Source organism: Pedobacter sp. Bi126, from assembly GCF_918698245.1.
GTDB lineage: Bacteria > Bacteroidota > Bacteroidia > Sphingobacteriales > Sphingobacteriaceae > Pedobacter.
The window spans coordinates 48,622-62,752 of sequence record NZ_CAKKMS010000009.1; the positions used below are offsets into that span (position 1 = coordinate 48,622).

Consider the following 14,131-nt stretch of genomic DNA (forward strand, 5'->3'; position numbering starts at 1 on the left):
TGAAATCTGTGTTTATCTGTGTGCATCTGTGGTTAAAAGCCCTTAACTTAGACATTTATCCTATCGGTTGGTGTCTCACCGACCGAAATAAAAGATATTCTTATTAGGAAATGGGTGGCCTGTGGTTCTTGGGGGTGCTCAGTCCCGCCATTCGCTAATTCCGATGAAGGATCGGAACCGCTGCTGTCGGGTTTAGGCACAAAGGTAGGTGCACCCTGCAAGCCAAAAAAAGAAACATTGTTTGAGCTGCTTAGCCCCGGTTGTAGCGTTACTAAAATGTTATTAAGTTAAGCCATTCGGCACAAGCAAAAATAATTTAATCACAGATAGGAGGGATGCACACAGATATGAAAATCCGTGTTTATCTGTGTACATCCGTGGTTAAAAGCCTTTAATTTAACGACATTGGTGTTGCGGCTTGGATAATATTATTCTTGGTGTGCGTTAAATGATCTGATTATAATCGTTGTTTTAACGTTTATTATTTATATTTGTGAAAGACCAAATATAAAACGCATGAAAAGAATAACATCAGTATTGCTTTTACTTTGTTCAATCTTCACAATTGATCAAACTTACGCACAGCAGAATTTTAAGAATTGGGCGAAGACTCCTCCAATGGGCTGGAATAGCTGGGACTGTTACGGCTCTTCAGTTACAGAAGCCGAAGTAAAAGTCAATACAGATTACATGGCTTCCAAATTGAAATCTTTCGGATGGGAATATATCGTTGTAGATATCCGCTGGTTTGTGGAAAATGATAAAGCAGGGGGATATAACCAAACGGATCCAAAATATGTAATTGATAAATTTGGCCGTTATCTGCCTGCTTTGAACCGGTTCCCGTCGGCAGCAGACGGACAGGGTTTTAAAAACCTGGCAAAATATATACATGCTAAGGGATTAAAATTTGGTATTCATATTATGCGCGGCATCCCTACGCTTGCCGTTAAAGAAAAGATGCCAATTAAGGGTACAAAATACACTGCCGATCAGATCTATAGCACTGCTTTGCAATGCAAATGGCTTACAGACAATTATACAGTGGATGCGACAAAACCCGGTGCCCAGGAATATTATGATTCAATAATGGAACTTTACGCCAGTTGGGGTGTCGACTTTATTAAAATAGATGATCTTTCCCGTCCTTATCATCAGGGCGAAATTGAACTCATCAGAAAAGCAATCGATAAAACTGGTCGCCCGATTGTGCTGAGCACTTCACCAGGCGAAACGCCGATAGAAAAAGCAGAACACGTTCAACAACATGCAAATATGTGGCGAATGGTGGATGATGTATGGGATACCTGGCCACATATTACGCACCTGATTAATGTTGCCCAGCCATGGGCGCCTTATATTAAGCCCGGAACCTGGCCTGATTGCGATATGATTCCTTTGGGTAGAATTTCCATTCGCGGAGAAAGAGGCGGCGACCGTGCAAGCAGATTGACCAAAGATGAGCAGCAAGTGCTGATGACCTTCTTCACCATATTCCGCTCACCCCTGATGTTTGGTGGTGATATGCCGAGTCTGGATCCCTTTACCACTTCGCTGCTTACCAATAAAGCTGTGCTTAAGATGCATAGAGAAAGTACGGATGTAAAATTTCTTTTTAACGATCGCAAGAAAGTTGCGGTAACATCAACGAATGCTAAAACCGGACAACATTATCTCGCCCTGTTCAATCTTTCTGATGAACCAGATCTAAAGGAAATTTCTGTAAAACACTCAGATTTAGGGATAACTAAAATAGCTAAAGTTACAGATAGCTGGACAGGGAAAATTGTTCAGAATGATGGAAAACAAATAACCGTAAATCTTAAACCTCATAGCTGCGTTTTGTATGAAATTAAGTAAGCTATCTATAGTGCTGGTGTTTCTGCTGTTTAGCAGAAACTCATTTGCAACAGAACCAACGCAACATGCTGCAGCTGATTCTGTTTACCTGTTTTCATACGTCAATGATGGATTACGGTTTGCATGGAGTGATGACCGAAATAATTGGACACCTGTTGGAACAGGACAGGTTTATCTTCGCTCAGACTTTGGCCGCTGGGGATCAGATAAAAAAATGTTTGCTCCATATGTCATTCAGGGGCGCGGGGGAGTTTGGCAATGTGTATGGAGCTTAAATGATCGGGTAAAGCAATTTGCCCATGCCCAAACAAGAAATCTGATTGACTGGGGGCCGCAAGGTTATCCCCTTTTTGAAAAAGGTAAGAATATCCTTCGTCCTGTGATTAGTTACCATAAAGATCTCGACATTTATCAGATTGTATACACAGATAGTGAGGGCGCCTATTTTCAGACAGAAACAAAAGACTTCAAAACCTATAGTCCGGCAAAGGAAGTACCCCTCTCTGCCTATAAAAGTAATACCATCACCACTACCATTCAAAACAATCCGGTAAGCGGACAGTTACACCGTGTTAAATGGGCGGTGGTTGAAGCGTTGAATAAAGCTGCGGAGCTCAGGAATTTCAAGGCACGGCAAGATGCGGAGACAACCAAAGAAGATCCGGTACGTTTTGCAAACTTAACAAAGCCCGAGCTGCATATTTCGGCCGAGCCTGAAAAAGCTAAAGCCATAAGCAAGCTGTTAACAGGGATATTTTTCGAAGATATCAACTATGCAGCAGATGGCGGGCTTTATGGTGAACTGATTCAAAATCGTGACTTCGAATACCAGCCATCAGATAAAGAAAACCATGATACAAAATGGAACAGCAATCATTCCTGGACATTCAAAGGCAAAGAAGGAGATTTTGCAATTCGAACAGATCAGCCACTACACCCGAATAACCCACATTATGCGGCACTAAATTTAACGGTTGATGGTAGTTCATTATCGAATGCTGGTTATGACGGAATTGCACTAAAAAAAGGAGAAAATTACCTGTTTTCCAGTTTTGTCCGGGTTGCAGAAGGAAAGAAGTCGTTTGAAGTAAGGCTCGTTAGTGAAAAATATGGCTTGCTTTCAAAGGGATTGATCAGTTGCAGTTCAAAATCCTGGAAGGAAATAAAAACAACACTTAAATCATCGGTTTCAGCGTCGGATGTTAGTTTGCAATTGTGGCCATTACAGAATGGCCGTATTGATCTCGACATGATTTCACTATTTCCCCAAAACACCTTCAAAAATCGCCGAAATGGCCTTAGAGCAGACCTCGCAGATACAATTGCAGCGATAAAACCGCGTTTTGTGCGTTTTCCCGGTGGATGTGTGGCCCACGGAGATGGGATCCATAACATTTACAGATGGAAAAATACAATCGGAGCCTTACAGGCCCGGGTTCCCGACCGCAATTTGTGGGGCTATCACCAGAGTATGGGACTGGGATACTTTGAGTACCTCCAGTTTTGTGAAGATATTGGTGCAGCACCAGTGCCTGTTATTGCTGCTGGGGTGCCCTGCCAAAACTCAGGAGCCAATGGAGGCGGACAACAGGGCGGAATCCCGATGGCAGATATGCCTGCCTATATTCAGGATATTATTGATTTAGTTGAATACTGTAATGGAGCCACAAATACAAAATGGGGGAAGGAACGTGCAGCAGCAGGGCATCCGAAACCATTTAATTTAAAATATATCGGCATCGGCAATGAAGACCAGATAACAGACGTCTTTCGTGAGCATTTCGCCATGATCTATAAAGCACTTAAAAAAGCACATCCTGAAATAACCATTATTGGAACTGCAGGGCCATTTTTTGAAGGCACAGATTATGAGGAAGGTTGGGCTTTTGCCAACGAAATGAAGGTTGATATGATAGACGAACATTACTATCGTCCACCAGGCTGGTTTATAAACAATCAGGATTTCTATGACAAATATGACCGCAGTAAATCAAAGGTATATCTGGGAGAGTATGCGGCAAGCCTCCCAGGGGGAAATAGGACAAACCTGGAAACCGCTTTAGCTGAAGCGTTGTATCTCACTTCCCTGGAGCGCAATGGAGATGTGGTATCTATGGCCTCCTATGCACCATTGTTGGCAAAGGAAAAACATACGCAGTGGAATCCTGATCTGATCTATTTTAATAATACAGAAATTAAGCCCACCATTGGATATTACGTGCAACAGCTTTACGGTCAAAACGTAGGAGATGAATTCATTCCTGCACGGGTTGATTTTTCAGTGAAGAGAGAAGATGTAATTAAGCGGGTGGCGTACTCCATTACCCGCGACCAAAAATCAGGAAAATTATTCATCAAAATTGTAAATATGCTTCCAGTCGCAGTTAAGACTAATATTGATCTGTCCAAGTTAAGTGCTGTGAGCAAACAAGTAATTAAAAAAGAAATATCAGGTCTTCCGGGCGATTACAAAATCCAACCTATAAAAACAGCTATGGATTTTTCGAATCTTAAATCTTTCGAACTAAAACCTTATTCCTTTACCGTATTTGAATTGTAAAACTAAATAAAAGCACTCGTCATCCGATAGTTATTGGATGCGAGAAGGCTTTTTTAGCCGACAGCCTGTGTCGATCTTTCGCGAAAGCAATCTTACAACTGTTGATACTAGTGTGCGCTTTAAACCCCTATCCGCCTATCGGCACCTTTCCCTGAAAGGGAAAGGGCTAAAAAACAAATTACCGCATCCTGCTATCTGCTCCCTGCTATCCGGCATAGCAGATTTTCGCAGGAAAAAGCACGGAAATCTGTGCATTTCCCCTCATTACCCCACAGCGCAAGGCAGGATCAAGCGGGTGTGCTGGGATAAGCCAGGGTAAGAGCCTCGATGCTGCCGCAATTAAGGTTTCCGTAGGTTTTTACAAGAATTGCGCAGCAATCTTTTATACCTATAAAAAACAATACAATCACATAAAAAACGGTGCAAGCCTTGATTTATGCCTTCTTAGTTGTTGTTTCATAGGTAGTCATGCTTTCGCTACGCTCAGGTTTGGTTACCTTTTTATCAAGAAAAAGGTAGGAGCCCCTTCGGCGGCGGTGAGCCGAGGCAAGGCCGAGCAAGGGGGAAAATCTACAATTATCATTCTGAACGCAGTGAAGAATCTTTTGGTAAAAGATCCTTAGTGCCTCAGGATGACAGAAAATTGTAGAAGCAAACGACGGAGTGACTGCCTATCTATCGCAGATAACCCATAGTGGTAAGATTGCTTCCTCGGCTGAAAAAGCCTCATCGCAATGACGGATTTATTGTTGTAGTAGAATCACCACCGTATTATAGCGGGCGCCTTAAACCCCTATCCGTCTATCGGCACCTTTCCCCTGAAAGGGAAAGGGCTAAAAAACAAATTACTGCATCCTGCTATCTGCTCCCTGCTATCCGGCATAGCAGATTTTCGCAGGAAAAAGCACGGAAATCTGTGCAGTTCCCCTCATTACCCCACAGCCCAAGGCAGGATCAAGCGGGTGTGCTTGGATAAGCCTGGGTAAGAGCCTCGATACTGCCACAATTAAGATTTCCGTAGGTTTTTACAAGAATTGCGCAGCAATCTTTTATACCTATAAAAAACAATATGATCACATAAAAAACGATGCAAGCCTTGATTGTTTGTTTCTTTATCATCAAGGATAAAGAAAGAGCCCCTTCGGCGGCGGTGAGCTGAGGCAAGACTGCGCCGAGGCAAGAATAATGACCGCTTTAAGATTAGCTTCGCTGAGCACCTCGTGATTTCCGCCTGCGCGGGATCCGATAGCTATCGGATGACGACAGTGTTATAGCTTATGCATCTGTCTGGGTTTACAATAAAAAAAGCACCCCAATCAGTGCTTACCAATTTACGGATCAGGAAAAAAATCGGATAAAAATATTTCCAATTCAAATGCTATTATTTAGCAAAAAAAGGTTTTTAGCGCTCAATATAACGCTAGTGTAACATTTCTTGCGGAAATTGAAAGATCTGATCTATTCCAAATGGTATCCTTGACCTAGTTTTGAGTCTAATAACCAATTATCCAAAAGAAGCTTATCCAGACTTCTTACTAATTATGAGAAATGCAAAAAAAGGAGTAAGGTGGCGTGCACACAAAGCTTCATTAATCACTAATACTATTGATAAGTTATGAACCGGTCAGTAGCCCAATTTTAAAGATAATGCGAAACCAACACAACACACTTAATTAACCAAATATTATAGATAAGCATGAATTTATATTCTTATTTTTTCATTGCCTGTGCATCGGCCTTTTGTTTTACAGGCAGGCCGGCTATTGCGCAGGAGACCAAAGTTGAGCCAATAATCATTAAGGCAGAACGCAATATCCTGCTCAGGAGTTTTATTGATCTTAATGGTGGTAAACGGGTTACGCATGCCATAAGCATAGGTAGTCCGTTGCAAGTGCATTATACCTACGACGCCGACAATGGCCAATTGGTACTATTGTGGAAAGGAGGATTTCTGGATGCCACACCAATGTGGCATGATAGGGGTGATGGTTCTTCACGGCCACTCGGAAAGGCAATCCAGATCGGCGATGCAATACCCCAGATTCAGCAGTTGGAAACACTACAAAGCGAGTTTAAAAAAGACACAGTAGGTTCGGGCTTCAAACCAAAGGGTTATACACTAGATGCATCCGGTCTGCCAGTGTTTAAATACCTTACATACGGATTGAGTGTTAAAGATGCAACCAGGGTCATTGATGGTGGCCAGGGCATTCGACGTGAAATTGAGCCAGATGGCAGTGCCAATGATTTATACCTGTGTCTCGCCAAAGCAAACGTCATCGAACAGAAAGATGGTAAATATGTTATTGCAGATAAAGCTTATTCCATTTCTGTTGCAGATGAAGCCGCATTGAAGCCTATCATTAGAACCATACAGGGAACTCAGGAGCTCCTTGTTCCATTCAAAAGTAAGATCGTTTACGCTATTCTTTTTAACCAATAACCCGATGAATATTTTTTTTAATTATAAAAACGGTATTTCGTGCCTGTTGACAATGACAGTTATATTGATGTCAATAAGCTGCTTTGCTCAGGCAGAATCGCCAAAGGAAGAAGATTATTTTAAGATCATGAAAGTGCCCGCTCCCGAAGGAGCAATTCTCGAAGTGGGCGGACTCTGTACATTGCCTAACGGCGATTTGGGTGTTACTACCAGGAGGGGGGATGTTTTTATTGTGAAAAATCCGTCTTCATTGAAACCAACATTTCAAAAGTTTGCTTCGGGCCTTCATGAAGTACTGGGACTTGCCTATAAAAACGGATCGTTTTATTGTGTTCAGCGAGGTGAACTTACCAAAATGACAGATACCAACAACGATGGAGTGGCCGATGATTTTGAAACCATATACGCTTGGCCACTATCAGGAAATTACCATGAGTATAGTTTTGGCCCTAAGCTGGCTGCCGATGGATCTTTTTTTGTAACCCTAAATCTTGGATTTCCGCCAACCTGGTGGAACCCGACAAGTATGGTTCCATGGAGGGGCTGGGCACTCCATATTTTTGAAGATGGAAGAGTAGAGCCTTGGGCTGCTGGTATGCGCTCGCCTTGCGGAATTAGTATGATTGATGATCAGCTTTTTTATACTGATAATCAAGGCGATTGGGTTGGCTCCGGAAGTATCATGCAAGTAAAAAAAGGCGCATTTATGGGGCATCCAGCCAGCTTGGTGTGGGGTAATCTGCCACAGTCTCCAATAAAATTGACCACAGAACAGTTCTTTGCTAAGAATGAGACAAAAATGATTTACGACAGTAAGGGAAACAGTGTAAAGCCAGAGAACGATGTGAATGCAAAGGTGGTAACCGAGATGGATATGAAGAAGAACTTTCCTGAACTGCAAATACCCGCGGTGTGGCTGCCTCACGGAATTTTGGGCATTTCAAATTCTGAGATCGTAAAAATTCCTCAAGGCTCCTTTGGCCCTTTCGCTGGCCAGCTTCTGGTGGGAGATCAGGGACAGAGTATGGTTAGCCGTGTGTTTATGGAAAAGATAAACGGAGAATATCAGGGGGCCGCATGGCCTTTCAGAAGTGGATTTCAGTCAGGTATCGTGCGTCTGGCTTGGGGGAAAGATGGATCATTGTTCGCCGGCGAGACCAACAGGGGATGGGGTTCGGCGGGTGAGGCCACAGAAGGGATCCAGCGACTCGTTTGGAACAACAAAATCCCTTTTGAAATGCACAGCATCAAAGCCATGCCCGATGGGTTTGAAATAGCGTTCACCAAACCTGTTGATAAGAAATACGCCTTAGATCTTGCTTCCTATTCAGTGGAAAGCTTTATTTATAAATACCATAGCGTGTATGGAAGTCCGCCGGTAAATAGCCAAAAATGCAATGTAAAGGGCGTTCGAGTTTCAGCTGATGGCCTCACTGCCCGAATTATTGTAGCCGGCCTGCGCAAAGGCTATATTCACAACATTACTTTGGATGGTATCCGATCGCAAGAACACTACTATAGTCTGGTACATCCAACAGCATATTATACTTTAAATAATATTCCGGAAGGAAAAGCGCTTAGCCTTGCAGAAGTAAGTACCAAAAATTCGGCCTCAACTAAAACGCTGCCTGTGGCACAAAGCAAAAAGTCTTCATCAGGTGGAAAAACATCAGTAGTGAAAATTCCAACTTATGAGCAGGTGAAAGGGCTGCTAACTAAAAATACTTGTCTGGCCTGTCACAACTCAGATAAACGACAAGTTGGTCCCTCTTTTAAAGAGATTTCCACCAAAAAGTACACGGTTGAGGAACTAATAAGCTTGATTTATACACCTAAGCCGGAGCATTGGCCGGGTTATTCTACACCGATGCCGCCAATGACTAATGTTCCAAAAGATGAGGTAAAAAAAATTGCGACCTGGATCAAATCATTAAATAAATAATACATCAATAGCTAAAGAAAATCAATCAATAATATGAAACGATCAATATTAATTGTTGGGATACTCATAATAAATGCACTGCTCGTTCAGGCACAGCAACCTGCTAAGCCAGAAGATACGGAAGTATGGACCCCGGTACCCGCAAAGGTAAGTCCGGCTAAAGTGCCTGGGGGAGCACCTTCAGATGCCATACTTCTTTTTGACGGGAAAGATCTGGATCAGTGGGTAAACTCAGGCGATACTGCTTCGGCAAAAAAATGGGCGTTATCTGATGGGATCATGACAGTAGATAAATCTGTGGGTGATCTCCAGACAAAAGAGAAGTTTATGGATTTTCAGCTTCACATTGAATACAGGATCCCAGAAAATATAAGCGGAAGTGGCCAGGGCCGAGGTAACAGCGGTATTTTTCTGGCTGCTCTTCCCTGGGGTGCTGGCGGATACGAATTGCAGGTACTGGACAATTACGACAATAAAACCTATGTAAACGGGCAGGCCGGTAGTCTCTACAAACAATCGCCACCGATGGTAAATGCCTGTTTAAAACCTGGAGAGTGGCAAACCTATGATGTCGCCTGGACAGCTCCCCGGTTTAACGATGACGGTTCTGTAAAGTCACCGGCTGTAGCGACAGTTTTTCACAATGGGATTCTCGTTCAGAATGCGACCATACTTAAAGGAGATACACCTTATATAGGCCAGCCAACCTACAGAAAACATGGCGCCTCACCAATTAAGTTACAGAGTCATGGAGATAAAAGTGAACCGATTAGCTATCGCAATATCTGGTTAAGGAAATTGTAGCAAGTGCCCTCTGTTGATCAATTTTTAATAGAAACCAATTATATCCCTATATGAGAACAGTAAATTATCCTTTCGGCACCGTCGTCATCCCTACGTTTACGAGGTGCCAAAAACAAGAACCTGGAAGTTTGGCCGGGAAACAATCTATTCCAAAAGCAGTGGATGCTGGCTTACCCAGGCATATGTCAACCTGGCTTAAGAAATCGGTTTCAACGCCATCCGAATTCCTTGCTCCTGGGATCAATATGGCCGCCAATAATGCAGCAAAGCTTCAACATGAAGTGAAAAGAAATCAGGTTTTTGACCTAAGTTGAAATAATTTTTTCAAAAGACTGGTCGTAAAAAAGGGCCTTCGACAATTTGAGGGTCGTGAAAAAATAAATTATAATCTAACCAAAATGAACAATATTATAAATATGAAAAATAGAAGTTATGGGATATTTTTAGGTTTCCTGATCGTTATTGCCTTATTCTCCTCGTCCTGTAAGAAGTCAGAAGTTGCAGCAGAGCTGGAAGTTTCTTCATTGGATATTAAGGCGCAGGCAGATGGCGAGCGTACAGAAGTAACGATTACCAGCAACGACGCATGGACAGCAATTATCAATGATGCAGTACCTTGGATAGAGATAGGTACTACAGCGGGCGGAGCAGGTGCTACACAGTTACAGCTAAAATTTTCTGGTAATGGCACAGGCGCATCGCGTTATGGTGTGGTTACGATTAAATCTGGGAATGGCCAAGCCAGGAGAATTAAGATTACACAAGTAGGTAATTTATATCCAACATATAATTTAACACCTAAAGCGCCCGATGCAACCGGTATGAGCAGTACAGCTGTACAACTGGCGGCAAAAATGCATTTGGGAATAAATTTTGGCAATACCATGGAATCCCCAAAAGAAGGTGAGTGGCAGAATAGTAAACTGACTGAATCGTATGTGAAATTTGTAAAGCAAATGGGATTCAATACGGTGCGGATTCCTTGTAACTGGAATTGGAGTCATTTAAGTGATCCCGGTAAAGCAGAAATTGACAAGGCATGGCTTAACCGTGTGAAAGAAGTAGTTGGATGGTGTGTAGCTAATGATATGTATGTGATGCTGAATACGCACGGAGATAATGGCTGGCTTGAAAATAATGTCAATGCGGCAAAGCAAGAGGAAATTAATGCAAGACTCAAAGCACTTTGGGAGCAGATTGCTACAACCATGCGTGATTTTGACGAACATCTAATTTTTGCCGGCACGAATGAACCTGCGGTTGAAAATGCTGAGCAGATGGCCATACTCAATGGTTATCACGAAACATTCATCAAGGCGGTTCGTTCTACCGGAGGCAGGAACAGTTACCGGGTGCTGGTTGTGCAGGGCCCCAGCACTGACCCTACTAAAACTTTTACTTTGATGAATACGATGCCAAAAGACGAAATCGCTAATAAGTTGATGGTCGAGGTGCATGACTACACGCCTTCTACATTTACGATACTAACGGACGGGGATGCAACCTGGGGCAAGATGGTTTACTACTGGGGGAAAGGGAATCATTCTACTATTGAGCCAGAACGCAACGCTACCTATGGAGAAGAGGATGTGATCGATACAGAATTCAAAAATATTAAACAGAAGTTTGTTGATAAAGGTATCCCTGTGCTGCTGGGTGAATATGCAGCCTGGAGAAGGAATGCGATTAACAACCCGAATTATCTTCCTAAGGATCTGGCTATGCACAACAAGTCTGTTAATGACTGGACATATTATCTAACCAAACAGGCTAAAGCAAATGGTATTCTGCCATTCTATTGGGAGATAGGTTTTATGTTAGACAGAGCTAATAATGTGGTAAAGGACCAACCTATGTTAGATGCCCTTATTGCAGGAGGTAAGTAAATAGTAAGAGATACTCTAACTAAACAGAAATACAGCTTTGTAGAGGTTCATGTATAGCATTGAATTTAAAAAGAGGTTGTATCATAAATATAGATTTGTCATCCTGAGAGGTTAGTTTTAGAAAAACAAAGGAGGGGTTATAACAGGGTCCGCAGAATCGTCATTTCGACTGCAGTGTTCCGAAGGAACTCCTTCGGAGGTGAAATCTTTAAATGAAGTATGTTAAAAGATTTCTCTCCCGAAAGTTCGGGACTGCGCTTCAGTCGAAATGACGACTGATTTCCTAAACTCTTACTACATATAGTTAATCTCACTAAAACCATGAATTTAAACTTAAAATTAATTGCAATTATATACACACACAAATTAGATCAACAATGAATATCAAGAAAGAAAGTATTGTAGGTAGCAGCTCGGGGGTGCAGGCCCAAAACCTGATTATAAAAACCATTTATGCATCCTATCCATTATAAATTAAAAATGAATACAGCAAGTAAAAGCATTTTTACGCTTGTCTCCGTTATTATCTTCAACTTAATAAGCATAAGTACGCTTTCCGCACAAACTGTTTGGTTAGATGAACTGGATCTCAGCCCAACTACACAGGGCTGGGGCATACCTAAAAAAAACAGGTCGGTTGATGGCAACATCATGACCATCGCAGGCAAAACCTTTGAGCGTGGCTTTGGTACACATGCGGAAAGTTCTCTTTTTATTCACATTGATGGTAAGGCAAATTCGTTTACCGCGCAGGTTGGCATTGATGAAGAGGTGAAAGGGCGTCCGTCCTCCGTAGAGTTTGTTGTATACGGAGATGGAGCGAAGCTTTGGTCGAGCGGTATAATGCATGAAGGTGATATTGCCCGGCTATGTAGTGTGAAGCTTTCGGGTGTGAAAAAACTTGAGCTGCGGGTAACAGACGCAGGAAACGGTGACAGCGATCATGCCGACTGGGCAGATGCAAAATTTGAGGCGGTCGGCGTATCAACTTTTGCTACTTTTTATCCTATCCCAAGTGAGCCCTATATTCTTACCCCTAAACCATCGGCAAAACCGAAGATTAATAGCGCAAGCGTTTTCGGTGTCCGTCCCGGCTCGCCGTTTCAGTTCAGGATACCTGCCACCGGAGACCGACCAATGACCTTTGTGGTTACGGGCTTGCCTCAGGGACTAAAGCTGGACCAAAAAACAGGGCTCATCACCGGTAAGCTTGTAAAAGCCGGCACTTACGTTATTCAATTGAACGCAAAGAATGCGAAAGGCATAGCCGAAAAAAGTTTACGCATTGTCTGTGGTGATAAAATTGCACTTAGCCCGCCAATGGGTTGGAATAGCTGGAATTGTTTCGCTGGAGAAGTTTCTGGTGAGAAAGTTAAGCGCGCTGCGGAGGTAATGGTGAAAAGCGGACTTATAAATTACGGATGGGATTATGTAAATATTGACGGGTACTGGCAAAATAACCGCGATTCGAAAGATCCCGACCTGCAAGGTAAGCTGCGGGACGAGGCTGGTAATATAGTTCCTAATAAAAGGTTTGGAGATATGAAAGCCCTGACAGACTATGTGCATGGTCTCGGTTTGAAGATCGGTATTTATTCCAGCCCCGGTCCCTGGACCTGTGATGGCGGTGCCGGTAGTTATGGCTATGAAAAGCAAGATGCCGAAACTTATGCCAAATGGGGTTTCGATTATCTGAAATACGATTGGTGCAGCTATGGAGGAGTGCTAAATGGAATCCCTGATAATGACCCGAACAAAGTAGTCTCCATATCTTATAATGGAGGTTATCAAATGTCTACGGCCGTCAAACCATACAAGATAATGGGAGATTATATCCGTCAGCAACCCCGCGACATTGTTTTCAGCTTGTGTCAGTACGGAATGTCGGATGTTTGGAAATGGGGCGATTCGGTAGGCGGAAACAGCTGGCGTACAACAAATGATATTACAGACAACTGGTCTAACGTTAAAGGCATTGCATTAGCGCAGGATCAGTCTGCAGCCTGGGCTAAACCCGGTAACTGGAACGATGCCGACATGCTGGTTGTAGGACATGTAGGCTGGGGTAACCTTCATCCAAGCTTGCTTAGACCAGACGAGCAGTATCTTCACGTCAGCCTTTGGAGCCTTTTCTCTTCTCCGCTGCTAATTGGTTGCGATATGGAAAAGCTGGATGCCTTTACCCTGAATTTATTGACAAACGACGAAGTGATTGCTGTTAATCAGGATGCGCTTGGCAAACAGGCTACCTGTATTCAGACGATCGGAGATCTGCGCATTTATGCAAAAGAATTGGAGGACGGCAGTCGTGCAGTAGGCTTTTGCAATTTCGGTCTGGAGAAAGTGGATATCGCTTACAAGGATTTAAATAAGCTTGGTATTTCAGGAAAGCAAAAGGTGCGTGATCTTTGGCGTCAGAAAGATATTATAACACTCTATGCGGAAAAAGAGCCTCTTTCGGTGAAGGTTCCGGCGCATGGAGTGATGCTGTACAAATTTACGCCGGTTAAATAGCTCGGCCGTGCTTTATGTGGAGCAAAAATTTGATGCATGATAAAAGATAAAAACATGAAACTTAAATTTTCAATCCGTTCATTTTGTACTTATTTACTGCCTTTAGAATAGCAATTGCATAA

General features: G+C 42.8%; 8 protein-coding genes. All 8 read left to right on the forward strand.

Annotated elements, in window-relative coordinates; translation table 11 throughout:
* Positions 1-516 precede the first annotated feature (516 nt).
* The 8 genes from LQ201_RS23905 (at position 517) to LQ201_RS23940 (ending at position 14,009) form a co-directional block, all read left to right on the forward strand.
* On the forward strand, positions 517-1,860 hold the full coding sequence (locus tag LQ201_RS23905; protein ID WP_230146178.1) for a glycoside hydrolase family 27 protein: 1,344 nt from the start codon (positions 517-519) through the stop codon (positions 1,858-1,860).
* Positions 1,847-4,420 carry an alpha-L-arabinofuranosidase C-terminal domain-containing protein gene (locus LQ201_RS23910; protein ID WP_230146179.1) on the forward strand — a complete coding sequence of 858 codons (2,574 nt, stop codon included), beginning with the start codon at positions 1,847-1,849 and terminating at the stop codon, positions 4,418-4,420. The genes LQ201_RS23905 and LQ201_RS23910 overlap by 14 nt, the downstream gene beginning before the upstream one ends.
* A gap of 1,696 nt (positions 4,421-6,116) precedes the next feature.
* Positions 6,117-6,863 carry a hypothetical protein gene (locus LQ201_RS23915; protein ID WP_230146180.1) on the forward strand — a complete coding sequence of 249 codons (747 nt, stop codon included), beginning with the start codon at positions 6,117-6,119 and terminating at the stop codon, positions 6,861-6,863.
* Positions 6,864-6,867: 4 nt separating this feature from the next.
* Entirely contained in the window at positions 6,868-8,805 is a 1,938-nt protein-coding gene (locus LQ201_RS23920) for a c-type cytochrome (protein WP_230146181.1), read from the forward strand.
* A gap of 33 nt (positions 8,806-8,838) precedes the next feature.
* On the forward strand, positions 8,839-9,609 hold the full coding sequence (locus LQ201_RS23925; RefSeq protein ID WP_230146182.1) for a DUF1080 domain-containing protein: 771 nt from the start codon (positions 8,839-8,841) through the stop codon (positions 9,607-9,609).
* 50 nt (positions 9,610-9,659) lie between these two features.
* Positions 9,660-9,923, forward strand: coding sequence for a hypothetical protein (locus LQ201_RS23930; RefSeq protein ID WP_230146183.1), 264 nt, complete (start codon positions 9,660-9,662; stop codon positions 9,921-9,923).
* Between the two features lie 84 nt (positions 9,924-10,007).
* On the forward strand, positions 10,008-11,495 hold the full coding sequence (locus LQ201_RS23935) for a cellulase family glycosylhydrolase (protein WP_230146184.1): 1,488 nt from the start codon (positions 10,008-10,010) through the stop codon (positions 11,493-11,495).
* A gap of 480 nt (positions 11,496-11,975) precedes the next feature.
* Positions 11,976-14,009, forward strand: a complete 2,034-nt coding sequence (locus tag LQ201_RS23940; RefSeq protein ID WP_230146185.1) for an NPCBM/NEW2 domain-containing protein — start codon at positions 11,976-11,978, stop codon at positions 14,007-14,009.
* Positions 14,010-14,131: the final 122 nt, after the last annotated feature.

Bases quoted from the DNA above. Each gene is read 5' to 3' on its own strand.
- LQ201_RS23905 (WP_230146178.1), top strand. From the start codon at position 517: ATGAAAAGAATAACATCAGTATTGCTTTTACTTTGTTCAATCTTCACA.
- LQ201_RS23910 (WP_230146179.1), top strand. From the start codon at position 1,847: ATGAAATTAAGTAAGCTATCTATAGTGCTGGTGTTTCTGCTGTTTAGC.
- LQ201_RS23915 (WP_230146180.1), top strand. From the start codon at position 6,117: ATGAATTTATATTCTTATTTTTTCATTGCCTGTGCATCGGCCTTTTGT.
- LQ201_RS23920 (WP_230146181.1), top strand. From the start codon at position 6,868: ATGAATATTTTTTTTAATTATAAAAACGGTATTTCGTGCCTGTTGACA.
- LQ201_RS23925 (WP_230146182.1), top strand. From the start codon at position 8,839: ATGAAACGATCAATATTAATTGTTGGGATACTCATAATAAATGCACTG.
- LQ201_RS23930 (WP_230146183.1), top strand. From the start codon at position 9,660: ATGAGAACAGTAAATTATCCTTTCGGCACCGTCGTCATCCCTACGTTT.
- LQ201_RS23935 (WP_230146184.1), top strand. From the start codon at position 10,008: ATGAACAATATTATAAATATGAAAAATAGAAGTTATGGGATATTTTTA.
- LQ201_RS23940 (WP_230146185.1), top strand. From the start codon at position 11,976: ATGAATACAGCAAGTAAAAGCATTTTTACGCTTGTCTCCGTTATTATC.